Origin of the sequence: Nocardioides solisilvae (assembly GCF_003194625.1) — a bacterium.
GTDB classification, from domain to species: domain Bacteria; phylum Actinomycetota; class Actinomycetes; order Propionibacteriales; family Nocardioidaceae; genus Nocardioides; species Nocardioides solisilvae.
This window is the reverse complement of the sequence record NZ_QHKX01000002.1, coordinates 584,537-599,011: the sequence shown is the minus strand read 5'-3', so window position 1 is coordinate 599,011 and position 14,475 is coordinate 584,537. Positions and strand designations below refer to the sequence as shown.

Annotated in this window: 17 protein-coding genes and 1 riboswitch; of the genes, 9 read left to right on the top strand and 8 right to left on the bottom strand. The window is 73.6% G+C overall.

Annotated elements, in window-relative coordinates:
* The first annotated feature begins 42 nt into the window (after window positions 1-42).
* Window positions 43-191: riboswitch (cyclic di-AMP (ydaO/yuaA leader) on the top strand.
* A gap of 4 nt (window positions 192-195) precedes the next feature.
* Both DNK53_RS08875 and DNK53_RS08870 read left to right on the top strand, forming a co-directional pair.
* Entirely contained in the window at window positions 196-882 is a 687-nt protein-coding gene (locus DNK53_RS08875) for a C40 family peptidase (RefSeq protein WP_110181913.1), read from the top strand.
* 109 nt (window positions 883-991) lie between these two features.
* Window positions 992-2,017 carry a DUF3048 domain-containing protein gene (locus DNK53_RS08870; RefSeq protein WP_162599845.1) on the top strand — a complete coding sequence of 342 codons (1,026 nt, stop codon included), beginning with the start codon at window positions 992-994 and terminating at the stop codon, window positions 2,015-2,017.
* Window positions 2,018-2,029: 12 nt separating this feature from the next.
* Here DNK53_RS08870 and DNK53_RS18340 read toward each other — a convergent pair whose 3' ends face one another.
* On the bottom strand, window positions 2,030-2,713 hold the full coding sequence (locus tag DNK53_RS18340) for a TetR/AcrR family transcriptional regulator (protein WP_110181911.1): 684 nt from the start codon (window positions 2,711-2,713) through the stop codon (window positions 2,030-2,032).
* Between the two features lie 248 nt (window positions 2,714-2,961).
* Here DNK53_RS18340 and DNK53_RS08860 point away from each other — a divergent pair, with 248 nt between their 5' ends.
* Genes DNK53_RS08860 through DNK53_RS08845 form a run of 4 tightly spaced genes read left to right on the top strand, consistent with a single transcriptional unit; the run spans window position 2,962 to window position 6,316 of the window.
* Window positions 2,962-3,564, top strand: a complete 603-nt coding sequence (locus DNK53_RS08860; RefSeq protein WP_110181910.1) for a YqgE/AlgH family protein — start codon at window positions 2,962-2,964, stop codon at window positions 3,562-3,564.
* Window positions 3,565-3,581: 17 nt separating this feature from the next.
* Window positions 3,582-3,860: a DUF3039 domain-containing protein gene (locus DNK53_RS08855; protein ID WP_110181909.1), complete on the top strand. Its 279-nt coding sequence runs from the start codon at window positions 3,582-3,584 to the stop codon at window positions 3,858-3,860.
* Window positions 3,857-5,659, top strand: a complete 1,803-nt coding sequence (locus DNK53_RS08850) for a DEAD/DEAH box helicase (protein WP_110181908.1) — start codon at window positions 3,857-3,859, stop codon at window positions 5,657-5,659. The genes DNK53_RS08855 and DNK53_RS08850 overlap by 4 nt, the downstream gene beginning before the upstream one ends.
* Window positions 5,660-5,677: 18 nt before the next feature.
* The gene (locus tag DNK53_RS08845; protein WP_110181907.1) at window positions 5,678-6,316 is read left to right on the top strand and encodes an IclR family transcriptional regulator; all 639 of its coding nucleotides are present in this window, start codon (window positions 5,678-5,680) and stop codon (window positions 6,314-6,316) included.
* Here DNK53_RS08845 and DNK53_RS08840 read toward each other — a convergent pair.
* Window positions 6,231-6,770, bottom strand: a complete 540-nt coding sequence (locus tag DNK53_RS08840; RefSeq protein ID WP_110181906.1) for an Lrp/AsnC family transcriptional regulator — start codon at window positions 6,768-6,770, stop codon at window positions 6,231-6,233. The genes DNK53_RS08845 and DNK53_RS08840 overlap by 86 nt on opposite strands.
* 82 nt (window positions 6,771-6,852) lie before the next feature.
* Here DNK53_RS08840 and hppD point away from each other — a divergent pair, with 82 nt between their 5' ends.
* A complete protein-coding gene (gene hppD / locus DNK53_RS08835; protein WP_110182415.1) occupies window positions 6,853-8,121 on the top strand; it encodes a 4-hydroxyphenylpyruvate dioxygenase in 1,269 nt (422 codons plus the stop codon).
* Window positions 8,122-8,153: 32 nt separating this feature from the next.
* On the opposite strand, the gene DNK53_RS08830 is transcribed toward hppD, so the two are convergent.
* Window positions 8,154-8,753 (bottom strand): LysE/ArgO family amino acid transporter, encoded by a 600-nt coding sequence (locus tag DNK53_RS08830; protein WP_239456439.1) that lies wholly within the window; start codon window positions 8,751-8,753, stop codon window positions 8,154-8,156.
* A gap of 72 nt (window positions 8,754-8,825) precedes the next feature.
* Here DNK53_RS08830 and DNK53_RS08825 point away from each other — a divergent pair, with 72 nt between their 5' ends.
* A complete protein-coding gene (locus DNK53_RS08825) occupies window positions 8,826-9,737 on the top strand; it encodes a LysR family transcriptional regulator ArgP (protein WP_239456438.1) in 912 nt (303 codons plus the stop codon).
* 24 nt (window positions 9,738-9,761) lie between these two features.
* Here DNK53_RS08825 and DNK53_RS08820 read toward each other — a convergent pair whose 3' ends face one another.
* From DNK53_RS08820 to DNK53_RS08810, 3 genes are all read right to left on the bottom strand, one after another.
* Window positions 9,762-10,568: an amino acid ABC transporter ATP-binding protein gene (locus tag DNK53_RS08820; protein ID WP_110181904.1), complete on the bottom strand. Its 807-nt coding sequence runs from the start codon at window positions 10,566-10,568 to the stop codon at window positions 9,762-9,764.
* Window positions 10,568-11,359: an amino acid ABC transporter permease gene (locus DNK53_RS08815; protein WP_110181903.1), complete on the bottom strand. Its 792-nt coding sequence runs from the start codon at window positions 11,357-11,359 to the stop codon at window positions 10,568-10,570. Before DNK53_RS08815 ends, DNK53_RS08820 begins: the two co-directional genes overlap by 1 nt.
* 69 nt (window positions 11,360-11,428) lie before the next feature.
* Window positions 11,429-12,214, bottom strand: a complete 786-nt coding sequence (locus DNK53_RS08810; protein WP_110181902.1) for a transporter substrate-binding domain-containing protein — start codon at window positions 12,212-12,214, stop codon at window positions 11,429-11,431.
* A 146-nt stretch (window positions 12,215-12,360) separates the two neighbouring features.
* Here DNK53_RS08810 and DNK53_RS08805 point away from each other — a divergent pair, with 146 nt between their 5' ends.
* Window positions 12,361-13,098 carry an RDD family protein gene (locus DNK53_RS08805; RefSeq protein WP_162599844.1) on the top strand — a complete coding sequence of 246 codons (738 nt, stop codon included), beginning with the start codon at window positions 12,361-12,363 and terminating at the stop codon, window positions 13,096-13,098.
* A gap of 27 nt (window positions 13,099-13,125) precedes the next feature.
* On the opposite strand, the gene DNK53_RS08800 is transcribed toward DNK53_RS08805, so the two are convergent.
* Together DNK53_RS08800 and DNK53_RS08795 are read right to left on the bottom strand one after the other, a co-directional pair.
* Window positions 13,126-13,905, bottom strand: coding sequence for an enoyl-CoA hydratase-related protein (locus tag DNK53_RS08800; RefSeq protein ID WP_239456437.1), 780 nt, complete (start codon window positions 13,903-13,905; stop codon window positions 13,126-13,128).
* Window positions 13,898-14,473 carry a nicotinamidase gene (locus DNK53_RS08795; RefSeq protein WP_110181900.1) on the bottom strand — a complete coding sequence of 192 codons (576 nt, stop codon included), beginning with the start codon at window positions 14,471-14,473 and terminating at the stop codon, window positions 13,898-13,900. Before DNK53_RS08795 ends, DNK53_RS08800 begins: the two co-directional genes overlap by 8 nt.
* Window positions 14,474-14,475: the final 2 nt, after the last annotated feature.

Genomic DNA, 14,475 nt, shown 5'->3' with positions numbered 1-14,475 from the left:
AGAGCCGCACCGGGCACGCCGAGTCCTGCCCGCCCGGTCGTCGGCACCGTTCCACCAGATCGAGGGCAGGAGTGGGGGACCCACAGGATCCGTGCCGCGCAAGCGGCTTGGGGTGAAGCCACGAGGCCGTGGCGGAGCACTTTCCAGCTCCAACCCGACAGCTCACCTCACAGGCGTGGGAAAGGACACCACTCCATGCCTGCGACAACTCGCACCCTCGGCGCGCGCCCCGACTCGCGCCGTACCCCCAGCAGCACCCGCTCGAAGCTCGGCGCCCACGTCGGCGGAACCCTCGTGGTCGGCCTCGTGGCCGGCCTGGGGATCACCGCCCCGGCCGCCGCACCGGCCTCCGCCGCGCCGGTCCGGCAGGTGGACGTCACGCAGTCGCCCGGCTCGCCGGCCACGACCGCCGACCAGCCCGACCGCACCGCCAAGGACCGGCGGCTCGCCCGGAAGGCGCGGAAGGCCAAGCGCGCCAAGGTCCGCGCCCGGAAGGCGAAGTGGGCCGAGATCCGTCGGATCGGACGGGCCAAGAACGTCGCCCTCGCCCAGCGCGGCGACTCCTACGGCTACGGCGCCACCGGCCCGAGCTCCTTCGACTGCTCCGGCCTGGTGCAGTTCGCCTACCACCGCGCCGGGCTCAAGGGGATGCCGCGCAGCTCCTCCGCGCAGGCCGGCCACACCCGCCGGATCCCCAAGTCGGCGATGCGCCCCGGCGACCTGATGTTCTTCGCCAACGGCGGCGGCGTCTACCACGTCGGGATCTTCACCGGGCGCGGCAAGGGCGGCGTCCCGCTGATGGTGCACTCCTCGCGCCCGGGCACCCCGGTCCAGGTGGCGGCCCCGTGGACCTCGAGCTGGTTCGCCGGCACCGTCCGCTGACCGCGCGGAGCGGATCCGCGCGTCCTGCCGCGGCGGGGGCTCCTGCACCCGCAGACTTGCCTCGGGTCCTCCGGGCCCCTGCCCCTGCACCACAGAATCGGAGAACGACGTGCGCCGCCCCCTCGCCCTCACCGCCGCCCTGCTGTCGCTCTCGCTGCTCCTCGCGGGGTGCAGCGGGGGCGACGGCGACGACGCCGCCCCCACCGCGACGGAGCCGTCCGCCAGCGAGTCGGCCCCGCCCGAGCCGGCCGCGCCGGAGACCTGGCCGCTGACCGGCCTGGAGGCGGCCGAGGGGCGCACCACCGCCGCGCGGCACCCCGTGATGGTCACCAAGATCGACAACACCGCGAGCGCCGCCCCCCAGCTGGGGCTCGGCAAGGCCGACCTCGTCGTGGAGGAGCTCGTCGAGGGCGGCACCACGCGCCTGGCGGCCTTCTTCTACAGCCAGCTGCCCGAGGTGGTCGGCCCGGTCCGCTCCATGCGGGCCAGCGACATCGGCATCGTCACCCCGGTCGAGGCCGACGTGATCACCAGCGGGGCCGCGCAGGTCACGAAGAACCGGATCAACGGCGCCGGCATCACCTTCTTCGAGGAGGGCGCCCGCGGGTTCTTCCGCGAGTCGAGCCGCTACGCGCCCTACAACCTCATGGCCCGCCCGCGCGAGGTCGCGACCGCGGCGAAGCAGGAGGCCGCCCGCCCGGCGGACTACTTCACCTTCGGCGACCCGGCGGCCCTGCCGAAGGGCCGGAAGGCGAGCACGCTGTCGGCCGACTTCGGCCGGCACACCACCACCTGGCAGTTCGCCGACGGTGCCTACCGCAACGTCGGGGGCTACATGGGCGCCGACGACCAGTTCGTCCCGGACACGGTGCTGGTGCTGCGGGTCCGCGTGGGCGACGCGGGCTACCGCGACCCGGCGGGGAGCTTCGTGCCCGAGACGATCTTCGAGGGCCAGGGCCCGGCCCTGCTCTTCCACGGGGGCCGGGTCGTGAAGGCCACCTGGTCCAAGCGGAGCCTCGGCGCCCAGCTCGTCCTGCGCGGCAAGGGCGGCGAGATCGCGGTGCCCCCGGGTCGCACGTGGGTCGAGCTGGTGCCCCAGGACGCGCACGGCGGCGCGGTCACCCACTCCCGGTAGGTCGTAGGGGGTTCAGGCGTCGCGGGGGAGCACCCGGGCGGTGACCTCCGCGAGGTCGGCCCCGGACTCCACGAGCTGGCGGACCGCGGCGAGCAGGAGGCCGACGACCTGCTCCACCCGCGCCACCTCGGTCTCGGGGTCGTCGCTCAGCGCCACGGCGGCGCCTGCGGTGTTGAGGGCGCCGAAGAAGAGCCGGCTGAAGGTGCGCACGGTGGCGTCGTCGGTGGTCCACCCGCCGGCCCCGAGGATCCCCTCGAGGATCCGGTGCACCAGGGCGAAGGTCGGCCGGGACTCCTCGGCGCGGACCCGGTCGGGGCCCAGCACGGCGGGGCCCTCCTGGACGACGATGCGTCGGTAGGCCGGCCGGCGGACCACCTCGAGGAAGACCCGCAGCCCGCCCGAGGCCTGCCGCCACGGGTCGGTCTCGGCGGCCACGGCCTGCTGGATCTCGCGCGCGGACGCCTCGTCGACGCGGGTGAAGACGGCCTCGAAGACGCCGGTCTTGCTGTCGAAGTGGTGGTAGAGCGCGCCCTTGGTGACCGACGCCCCGGCGACGATCGAGTCGAGCGAGGTCGCGGCGTACCCCTGCTCGGTGAAGAGCCGCTGGGCCACGTCGAGCAGGTCGCGCCGGGTGGCGGCGGAGAAGTCCTGCCTCCGGGTGGCCCCGCCGGCGCGGGACGCCTTGAGCTCGGTCATCCGGGCAGTCTAGGGCTTGGGGTGCGCGGCGCCGGGTTGTGTGCAGGCTCACCCGCGGCTCGTTTGCATACCGTCGGTATGGTCGCGTAGCGTTCACTCGTGCTCAGGACCTCGGTCCCTCCCCATGAGCCAGACAGCCCCGACCTGCTGCGCCTCGCGGTCGCTCCCGAGACGACCGCACCTCCCTCCCTCCCTGTGCGCCGGGTCGGGGCTGTCGCACGTCCGCGTCCCTGCCCCATGATGGAGCCATGGACGACGGAGCCGGACGCGGGACCGAGCAGGTCGACGCGCTCCGCGCCGGCGGGCTCCTGGTCGCCACCGCCGGGATGACGGACCCCAACTTCGCCGGCACGGTCGTGCTGCTGCTCGACGTGGACGACGCCGGCGCGCTCGGGGTGGTCCTCAACCGGCCGTCGCCGGTGCTGGTCGCCGAGGTGCTGGAGCCCTGGGGCGACGTCGTGGTCGCCCCCGAGGTGCTCTTCCGCGGCGGTCCCGTGCGGCCCGAGGGCGCCCTGGCGGTCGCCCTGCTGGCCGACGACCGCGACGCTCCCGTGGGCTTCCGGGCGGCCTGGCACTCCGACGCCGGGGTGCTGGGGATGCTGGACCTGGACGCCCCCGTGGAGGTCGTCGCCGGGTCGCTGGCCGGGCTGCGGATCTTCGCGGGGTACGCCGGGTGGGGCGCCGAGCAGCTGCAGGGCGAGGTGGGGCGGGGGGACTGGTACGTCGTGCCGAGCCTGGCCGGCGACGTGTTCCGCCCCGATCCCCGCGGGCTGCGGCGCGAGGTCCTCCGCCGACAGCCCGGCGAGCTGGCGTGGCACGCCACGCGGCCTGCGGATCCTGCCCTCAACTGACCTATGCTGGCCGGACCATGACCCAGATCGGATTCTCGCCCGGAGCCTCGACCGTCGAGGACACCCGCACCGTCCCCACCGACGACGGGGACCACGAGCGGTTCTCGCACTACGTGCCGAAGGACAAGCTCACCGAGGCGATGGTGATGGGCACCCCGGTGATCGCCCTGTGCGGCAAGGTCTGGGTGCCCAGCCGGGCGCCGGAGAAGTACCCGGTCTGCCCCGAGTGCAAGGAGATCTGGGAGTCGCTGAAGCCCGGCGGCGGCGAGCCCGGCGGTGGGGGCAACGACGCGTGAGCGACCGGGCAGACTCCGCCCCCGTCACTCCCGCGCTCTCCCCGGCCTGGCCCGAGCGCGCCGCGTGGGGCACCGCGCCGTCGCTGCGGGCGTGGCAGGCCGCGGCGATGGCGAGGTACCTCGAGGAGCAGCCGCGCGACTTCCTCGCGGTGGCGACCCCGGGGGCGGGCAAGACGACGTTCGCGCTCACCGTCGCCGCCGACCTCCTGGGGCGCCGGGTGGTCGACCGGGTGACGATCGTCGCGCCCACCGAGCACCTCAAGGTGCAGTGGGCCGAGGCCGCGCAGCGGGCGGGGATCCCGATCGACCCGGCGTACGCGGCGGGCAAGGGCCGCACGTCGCAGGACTACCTCGGTATCGCGGTGACCTACGCCGGCGTCGCGGTCAACCCGCTGGCGATGCGGATCCGCACGGAGCGGTTCAAGACCCTGGTGATCCTCGACGAGATCCACCACGCCGGTGACGCGCTGAGCTGGGGCGAGGGCGTGCGCGAGGCGTTCGAGCCCGCGACCCGGCGGCTGGCGCTGACCGGCACGCCGTTCCGCTCCGACGTCAACCCGATCCCGTTCGTCACCTACGCGCCCGGGCCCGACGGGATCCCGCGCTCGGTCGCCGACTACACCTACGGCTACGCGCAGGCCCTGGCCGACCACGTCGTCCGTCCGGTGCTCTTCATGGCCTACTCCGGCGAGATGCAGTGGCGCACCCGGATGGGCGACGAGATCACGGCCCGCCTCGGCGAGCCGCTGACCAAGGACATGCACGCCCAGGCGCTGCGGACCGCGCTGGACCCGCAGGGCTCGTGGATGCCCTCGGTGCTCGCGGCCGCCGACAAGCGCCTCTCCGAGGTGCGCCGCCACGTGCCCGACGCCGGCGGGCTGGTCATCGCCTCCGACCAGGACTCCGCCCGGGCCTACGCCAAGATCCTCAAGCAGGTCTCGGGGGAGTCGCCGACGGTCGTGCTCTCCGACGAGAAGGCGGCCTCGAAGAAGATCGGTGCGTTCACCGACTCCGAGGACCGCTGGATGGTCGCGGTCCGGATGGTCTCCGAGGGCGTCGACGTGCCGAGGCTGGCCGTCGGGGTCTGGGCGACGACCACCTCCACGCCCCTGTTCTTCGCCCAGGCCGTGGGCCGCTTCGTGCGCGCGCGCCGGCGCGGCGAGACCGCGTCGGTCTTCCTTCCGTCGGTGCCCCACCTGCTCGGCTTCGCCTCCGAGATGGAGGTCGAGCGCGACCACGTGCTCGGCCGCAAGGTCAACGACGACGGCGACATCTTCGCCGCCGAGGACCAGCTGCTCGCCCGCGCCCAGCAGGGCGAGGGCGCCTCCGACGAGCTCGAGGGCGTCTTCGAGGCCGTCGGCTCCACCGCCTCCTTCGACCGGGTGCTGTACGACGGCGGCGAGTTCGGCCACTCCGGCGAGGTGCACGTGGGGTCGGAGGAGGAGATGGACTTCCTCGGCATCCCCGGGCTGCTGGAGCCCGACCAGGTGCGCGAGCTGCTCCACTCGCGGCAGAGCGAGCGGGCCGCGCGCCAGAAGGCGGCCGCGCCGCGTCGCGGGCCCGTGGCCGCCGACGACCCCGTGACGGCGCTCTCCACCCACGAGCAGCTCGCGGTGCTGCGGCGCGAGCTCAACGGGCTGGTGGCGGCGTGGTTCCACCGCACCGGGCAGCCGCACGGGGTGACCCACGCGGCGCTGCGCAAGGAGTGCGGCGGTCCTGCGGCCGCGGTCGCGAGCGCCGACCAGCTCCACGCGCGGATCGAGACCCTGCGGAACTGGGCGGTCCGGAAGAGCTCCTGAGCGCCTAGACTCCGGCTCATGGCTGCCGAGACCTCGCAGACCCTCGACCGCGGGATCCGCGTCCTGGCGACGCTCGCGGGGGAGCCGGACGGCATGACGGTCACCGAGCTCGGGGCCCGGCTCGGGGTCAACCGCACGGTGGTCTACCGGCTGGTCTCCACGCTGGAGCAGCACGCGCTGGTCCGCCGCGGGCCCCAGGGCCGCCTGCAGGTCGGCCTCGGCGTGCTCCACCTGGCCTCGGCCGTCCAGCCGGTGGTGCGCGACCTCGCGGTCCCGGTGCTGCGGCAGCTGGCCGAGACCGTCGGCTGCACCGCCCACCTGACCGTGGCGGACGGCGACGAGGCGCTCGCCCTGGCGGTGGTGGAGCCCTCGTGGACCGACTTCCACGTGGCCTACCGGGTCGGCGCGCGCCACCCGCTCGACCAGGGAGCGGCGGGCAAGGCGATCCTCCTGGGGCGCCGCGGCTCGGAGCAGGGGTTCGTGGCCACGCAGGGCGAGCTCCAGTCGGGGGCGCACGGCCTGTCGGCCCCCGTGCGCGGGGTCCAGGGCCTCGAGGCGTCCGTCGGCATCGTCACGCTGGGCCAGCCGGTCGACGAGTCGGTGGTGGCGCCGCGGGTGGTCGCCGCGGCCGACGAGGTCGCCCGCCGGCTCCGCTGAGCGAGGCGCGGGCCAGCGGCAGGACCCGGTGGGGGACCTGCTCGGCGAGCGCGATCACGGTCGAGCTGCGGACGATCGCGGGGTCGTCGAGGACGAGGTCGATCACCCGCTGCAGGTCGGCGTTGGAGCGGGCCACCACCCGGGCCCACATGTCCCCGGCCCCCGTGATCGTGTGCGCCTCCAGCACTTCGGGCACCTCGGCGAGGTGGTCGGCGACCGACTCGTGGCCCGCGCCCTGCCGGATCTCCAGGGTGAGGAACGCCGTCACCGGGTAGCCCAGCGCCTCGGGGGAGAGGTGGGGCGCCCAGCCGGTGACGACGCCGTCGGCCGCCAGCCGGTCGAGGCGGGACTGGACCGTCCCGCGAGCGACCCCCAGGCGCCGGGACGCCTCCAGCACGCCAATGCGAGGCTCCGCGGTGAAGAGATCGAGCAGCGTGACGTCCAGGTCGTCCATCGCGGCCCCCTTGGGTGGACAAGTTGCACAGCGTGTCGGCACACGATTGCACATCCTGTCCCGTCTTCCCATGCTGTGGTCCATGACACAGCTCTCCTCGGCCCCCGACTCCTCGACCGCCACCGGCCCGGCCCCGACCGGGCAGCCCTCGACCGGTGGTGGGCTGACGGCGGAGGAGCTGCGCGCCGACCTCACCCTGGAGCAGCTGCGGGAGCTGGTCGGGCTGGTCGAGTACGACGCCAGCCGGGACCCCTTCCCGGTCACGGGGATGGACGCGATCTGCTTCGTGGTGGGCAACGCGACCCAGGCCGCCACTTTCTACCAGCTCGCCTTCGGCATGGAGCTGGAGGCCTACCGCGGCCCCGAGACCGGCCTGCGCGACGCCAAGGTCTTCGTCCTGCGCTCGGGCTCGGCCCGGTTCGTCCTCTCCGGCGGCGTCGCCCCCGACAGCCCCCTGCTCGACCACCACCGCCGGCACGGCGACGGGGTCGTCGACCTCGCGCTCGAGGTCCCCGACGTGGACCGGTGCATCGAGCACGCCCGGGCCGTCGGCGCCACGATCCTCGAGGAGCCCCACGACGTCTCCGACGAGCACGGCACGGTCCGCACGGCCGCGATCGCCACCTACGGCGAGACCCGCCACACCCTCGTCGACCGCTCCCGCTACTCGGGTCCCTACCTGCCCGGCTTCGTCGCCCGCTCCTCGACCGTCGCGCGCCGGGAGGGGCACCCACGCCGGCTCTTCCAGGCGGTCGACCACTGCGTCGGCAACGTCGAGCTCGGCCGGATGGACGAGTGGGTCGAGTTCTACAACAAGGTCCTGGGCTTCACGAACATGGCCGAGTTCATCGGCGACGACATCGCGACCGACTACTCCGCGCTCATGTCCAAGGTGGTCGCCAGCGGCAACCACCGGGTGAAGTTCCCGCTCAACGAGCCGGCCGTGGCGAGGAAGAAGTCGCAGATCGACGAGTACCTGGAGTTCTACGACGGCGCCGGGTGCCAGCACATCGCCCTGGCGACCAACGACATCCTGCGTTCGGTCGACATCATGCGCGACAACGGCATCGAGTTCCTCGACACCCCCGCCTCCTACTACGACGACCCCGAGCTGCGGGCCCGGATCGGCGAGGTGCGGGTGCCGATCGAGGAGCTGAAGAAGCGCGGGATCCTGGTCGACCGCGACGAGGACGGCTACCTGCTGCAGATCTTCACCAAGCCCGTGGGCGACCGGCCCACCGTCTTCTACGAGCTCATCGAGCGGCACGGCTCCCTCGGCTTCGGCAAGGGCAACTTCAAGGCCCTCTTCGAGGCCATCGAGCGCGAGCAGGAGGCGCGGGGCAACCTCTGAGGGACGGGGGCGACCTCCGAGGTGTCGCCCCCTCAGTGCAGGAGCAGCCCGACCCCGAGCGAACCCATGACGACGGCGACGGCGGAGTCGAGGACCCGCCACGCCGAGGGCCGGGCGAAGAGGCCGCGCAGCAGGCGGGCGCCGTACCCGAGCGCGAAGAACCACGTCGTGCTGGCGAGCAGGGAGCCCAGCAGGAACCACCAGCGGTCGTCCTCGAAGCTGTTGGCCACGGTGCCGAGCATGAGGACGGCGTCGAGGTAGAAGTGCGGGTTGAGCCAGGTCAGCGCCAGCGCCATCAGCACCGCGCGGCGCCGGCTCAGCCGCTCGCCGGACGCGGCCTCGAGGGCCTCGGGACGCCAGGCGCGCAGGGCGGCGTGCAGGCCGAAGGCGATGAGGTAGACGCCACCGAGCACCTGGGCCACGGGAAGCACGCCGGGCCAGCGCTCCAGCACCACGCCGAAGCCCGCGACGCCGGCGGTGATCGCGACGGCGTCGGAGAGCAGGCAGGCCAGCACGATCGGGAGGACGTGCTCGCCGCGGATGCCCTGGCGCAGGACGTAGGCGTTCTGCGCGCCGATGGCGACGATGAGGGCGAGGCCGGTCAGCAGGCCGGTGAGGACGACGTTGATCACGTGGGACAACGCTAGGCGCGCGGGAGACCTAAGACCAGCGCAGCATTGTGAGGAATCATTAGGATGTCTCATGTGAAAGACCTCACCCAGCTCGACCCCGCCGCGTTGCGCACCCTGGCCACCGCCGTCCGCCTCGGCACCTTCGAGGCAGCGGCGCGCGAGCTGCACGTCACCCCGTCGGCGGTGAGCCAACGGGTCAAGGCGCTGGAGACCCGCGTGGGCCGCGTGCTGGTCCACCGGGTCAAGCCGCTGGAGGCCACCGCGGCCGGTCAGGTGCTGGTGCGGCTGGCGGCCCAGCAGGAGCTGCTGGAGCGCGAGGCCGTGGCCGAGCTGCGCGAGGACGAGGAGGCCGGCGAGGACGCGCCGTACGCCGTGGTGCCGCTCGCGGTGAACTCCGACGCGCTGCACACCTGGTTCGTGGACGCGCTGGTCGCGGTCCAGGCCGACCACCGGGTGACCTTCGAGCTGGTCCGCGAGGACCAGACCCGCACGGCGGAGCGGCTGCGGCGCGGCGACGTGATGGCGGCCGTCACCTCCGACCCGCGACCGGTGCCGGGCTGTCGCGTGGTCCGCCTGGGGCGGATGCGCTACGTCGCGGTGGCGACGCCGCGCTGGGCGGCGGCGCACCTGGCGGACGGCCCCCCGTCGGTGACGCTGGCCCGGGCCCCGATGCTCGCGTTCGACCGCAGCGACACCCTGCAGCACGACTTCCTGCGCCGGGTCACCCGCCGGCGGCTCACCCCGCCGGTCACCTACATCCCCTCGGTCCAGCAGTTCGACGCCGCCGTGCGGCGGGGGATGGGCTGGGGGATGCTGCTCGAGCGCCAGTCCGCCGCCGACCTCGCCCGGGGCCGGCTGGTGGAGGTCGCGCCGGGGCGCCACGTCGACGTGCCGCTCTTCTGGCAGCACTGGCGGCTGGAGTCGCCGGTGATCACCGACCTCACCGCCGCCATGACGGCGGCCGCCGGCTCCTGGCTCGACTGACCGGAGCCCGCGCTCGGGCCGGGCTCAGAGCACCTTGGAGAGGAAGGCCCGGGTCCGCTCGTGCTGCGGGTCGGCCAGCACGGTCTCGGGGTCGCCCTCCTCGACGATCACGCCGCCGTCCATGAAGACCAGGTTGTCCCCGACCTCGCGGGCGAAGCCCATCTCGTGGGTGACCACCATCATCGTCATCCCCTCGGTCGCGAGGTCCTTCATCACCGCCAGCACGTCGCCGACCAGCTCGGGGTCCAGCGCCGACGTGGGCTCGTCGAAGAGCATGAGGTCGGGCTGCATGGAGAGCGCCCGCGCGATCGCCACCCGCTGCTGCTGGCCGCCGGAGAGGTGGGCCGGGTAGGCGTCCTCCCGCTCGGCCAGGCCCACCTTCTGCAGGTTGGCCCGCGCGATCGCCACCGCCTCGTCCTTCTTGCGCCCGGCGACCTTCTCCTGGGCGATGGTGAGGTTGCGCAGCACCGTCATGTGGGGGAAGAGGTTGAACTGCTGGAAGACCATCCCGATCCGGGCCCGCAGCCGGTCGACGTCGGCGTCGGGGTCGGTGATCTCCTCGCCCTCGACGAGGATCCGGCCGCTGGTCGGGGTCTCCAGGAGGTTGACGCAGCGCAGCAGCGTCGACTTGCCGGAGCCGGACGGACCGATCACGCAGACGACCTCGCCGCGGCCGACGTGGAAGTCGATCCCCTTGAGCACCTCGTTGTCGCCGAAGTACTTGTGCAGGTCCTGGACGTCGATCGCGGCCTCGCCGCGGGCCGCGGCCCGGTCGGCGGCGCCCTGGTGACGCGGCTGCTGGCTGGTCGGGACGGTCTGGTCGGATGACATCAGCGGGCCCTCTCCGCGCGGCTCTCCATGCGGCGTACGACGATCGACAGGGGGACGGTGATCAGCAGGTAGCACAGGCCGACCACGATGATCGGGGTGAGGTTGGAGGCGCTGTTCATGCCCTCGCGGCCGAACTTCGTCAGCTCGTAGCTGGAGAGCGACAGGCCCAGGATGTAGACGAGCGAGGAGTCCTTGGTCAGCAGGATCAGCTCGTTGGTCAGCGGCGGCAGGATGATCCGGAAGGCCTGCGGGATGACGATGCTCACCATGGCGCGCGAGTGCGACATGCCCAGCGACCGGGCCGCCTCCATCTGCCCCTTGGGCACGGCCTGGATCCCGGCGCGGATGGTCTCCGCCATGTAGGCGCCGCCGACCAGGCCCAGGGCCAGGGTCACGACGCCGAGGTTGCCGAAGGGGATCTCCCGACCCGGGAACGCGAGCCGGAACCCGACGCCCAGGGCGATGAAGACCACCAGCGCGGGCAGGCCGCGGAAGATCTCGATCACCGCGGTCGCCAGCCACCGGTAGGGCCCGACGCTCGAGAGCCGCATCAGGGCCAGCACCAGCCCCAGCACGAGGCCGAAGGCGAAGCCGCAGGCGGTGTAGATGATGGTGTTCTTCAGCGCGATCGTGATGACCCGGGGGAACTGCTCGCGCACGAGGTCGGTGTTGAAGAACGCGCGCTGCAGCTGGGCCCAGTCGGCGACCGCGACGAGGGCGACGACGACCGCGACGAGCACGGCGTACTGGACGTAGCGCCACCTGGCGGCGCGCTGGCGGGGACTCGCCATGGAGGCTCCTGCTCGGGATCGGGGGTGGTCGGCCGGGGCCCGGTCAAGCCCGGGGCCCCGGCCCCGGCGTCACTCGGCGCTGGTGCCGAACCACTTCTCGTAGGCGGCGTCGTACTCGTCGGAGGCGATCGCGTCGTTGATCACGTCGAGGAGGGCGTCGTTGCCGTCCTTCTTGACGGAGAAGCCGTAGACGTCGCCGGTCTCGAACTCGGCGCCGACCTCGACGTCGTCGTTCTGCGAGGCGAAGTAGTTGAGCAGCCCGTTGTCGTTGACGCCGGCGTCGGCGCGCCCGGTCTTGACGGCCTGCTGCATGAGGGCGGAGTCCTCGAAGGAGATGATCTCGGCGTCCTCGGGGGCGTTCTCACGGGTGTAGTCGGCGCCCGTGGTGGCGTCCTGGACGGCGATCTTCTTGCCCGCCAGGTCGTCGAGGGACTCGTAGCCGGCGCCGGCCTTCATCAGCAGCGCCTGCTTGGCCTCGAAGTAGGAGTCGGTGAAGTCCATGACCGCCTCGCGCTCCTCGGTGATCGACATGGCGCCCGCGGCGACGTCGCACTGGCCCGTGTTGAGCGCCTCGCCCGAGGTGATGGTCTCCCACGACGTGTCGATGACCTCGGTGTCGAGGCCCTCCGCGTCGGCGGCGATCTTGAGCACGTCCACGTCGAAGCCCACGACCTCGCCGCCCTCGGTGAACTCGAAGGGCTCGTAGGGCAGGTGGGTGCAGATCGTGAGCGTGCCGTCCTTGACCAGCTCGACGCCGGAGTCGGTCGTCGTCGTCTCGGTGTCGGAGGCGCAGCTGGCGAGGACGAGTGCGGCGGCCGCGAGGCCGATCCCGGAGGTGATCGCGCGAAGTGTCATCCCGGCACGATAGCGCCGGGGTGTGTCGCACGTCTCTCCGGGTGTGCGCCCCCGGGGGTCACGGTTCCGCCACAATGCTGCGGGAGCGAGGCCTCGGCGGGGGCCGGCAGCCGAGGGCCCACCGGGCCGGGAGCAGGGGGAGCGACGTGTCGAGCGCGCAGGACGGCGGGGATCCGATGACCCCGGGCGAGACGCCCGAGGGGTGGTACGCCGACCCCAAGGTCGCCCACCCGGCCGCCGAGCGGTGGTGGAACGGCGCGCAGTGGACGGCGCACACCCGCCTCTCCATGCCCGACGACGTCCACGACCGCCTCGGGGTCGCCGTGCCCGAGCCCGGGGCGCCCGCGCAGCACAGCCCGCTGCTGCCGCCGGTCCCGCAGGCGCCGCCGCCCGCCCCGCCGGTCCCGCCGCGCGAGCGGCCCGAGCCCGTGACGCCGTACGGCGTGGCCCTGGCGTCGTACGGCCCGCGGATCGGCGCGTTCTTCCTCGACCTCCTCGCCGTGGCGCTGATCTCCTTCCCGCTGTCGGCGGTGCTGGGTGTCGGCGACGGCGACCTCACGGACTGGGTCGCCGACCTCGTCCCGATGGTGGTCTTCTGGGCCTACCACTACGGGCTGCTGGCCCGCAGCGGCGCCACGTGGGGGATGAAGGCGCTGGGCATCGGGGTCCGGCCCTGGCTCGAGCACGCCCGCCTCACGCCCAGCCAGCTCGCGACCCGCACGCTCGTGGTCTCGATCGTCCACCTCTCGGCGGTCCTGCCCGGGACGGGCACGATCGCCGGGTTCGCCTGGCTGTTCGTCGCCGGCAGCATCCTGGTCGAGGGCAACCAGCGGCGCGGGCTGCACGAGACCTGGTCGGAGACCTGCGTGGTCCGGACCCGCTGACCGCGGGCCGCGCCGTACGCCGTGGGGTCAGCGCCCCAGGAACCGCGCGGGACGCTTCTCCACGAAGGCGAGCACGCCCTCGGCCACGTCGTCGGTGCGCAGCAGCAGGGACTGGTGCCGGCGCTCGGTCTCCAGCGCCGGTTCGAGCAGGTCGAGCGTGGCGGCGTTGACGGCCCGCTTCGTCGCGGCCTGGGCCAGCGGGGCGCCGGCGGCGAGCCGGGCGACGAGGCGCTCGACCTCGGCGTCGAGGTCGCCCTCGGCCGCCAGGTGGGAGACCAGTCCGGCCGCGTGCGCCTCGGCGCCGCCGAGGGGGTCGCCGAGCAGCGCCATCCGCATGGCGCGGGCGCGCCCGACCGCGGCCGCGACGGTGGCCGTCGTCCCGCCGTCGGGCATCAGCCCCACCCGGGCGAAGGAGAGGACGAAGGACGACGTCGGGGCCGCGACCACCAGGTCGCAGGCCAGGGCGAGGGCGCAGCCGAAGCCCGCGGCCACCCCGTCGACCGCCGACACCACGGGCTGGTCGGCCCGCACCACGGCGCGGACCAACCGGTTGGCGCGGTCCATCGCCGAGACGTCCAACCCGTCCTGGGCGGGCTGCCCGGCCTGGTCGGAGAGGTCCGCGCCCGAGCTGAAGGCGCCGCCGGCGCCCGCGAGCAGCACGACGCGGACGTCGTCGCGCCCCGGCAACGCCTCGAGCTGGGCCGTCATCTCGTCGACCATCGCGGCCGTCAGCGCGTTGCGGACGGCGGGTCGGTCCATGACCATCCGCAGGACCCCGCTCTCGCAGGAGACCCGCAGGTCAGCCAAGACGGACCCCCGCCTCGGCGAGCTCGACGAGCGCGGCGGTCGTGGACTCCTCGCCCACGCCGGCGCAGAGGTCGACCAGCACGCGGGTCGCGAAGCCCTCCCGGACGGCGTCGAGCGCGGTGGCCCGGACGCAGTGGTCGGTGGCGATCCCGCACACGTCCACCTCGTCCACCCGGTGTCGGCGCAGCCACTCCGCCAGCGGCACCCCGTCGGTGGTGGCGCCCTCGAAGCCCGAGTAGGCGGCGGCGTGCTCGCCCTTGAGGAAGACCGCGTCGAAGGGCTGGGGGTCGAGGTTGGGGTGGAACGCCTCCCCGTCGGTGCCGACCTCGCAGTGCACGGGCCAGGAGTCGACGAAGTCGGGCTCGTCCGACCAGTGCCCGCCCGGGTCGACGTGGTGGTCCTTGGTGGCCACCACGTGGGAGTAGTCGGGCGCCTCGGCCGCCTTCGCGTGCCAGCGGCCCACCAGGTCGGAGACCTCGGCGGCGACCCTGGCGCCGCCGGCCACCGGCAGCGAGCCGCCCTCGCAGAAGTCGTTCTGCACGTCCACGACGATGAGTGCGCGAGTCATGT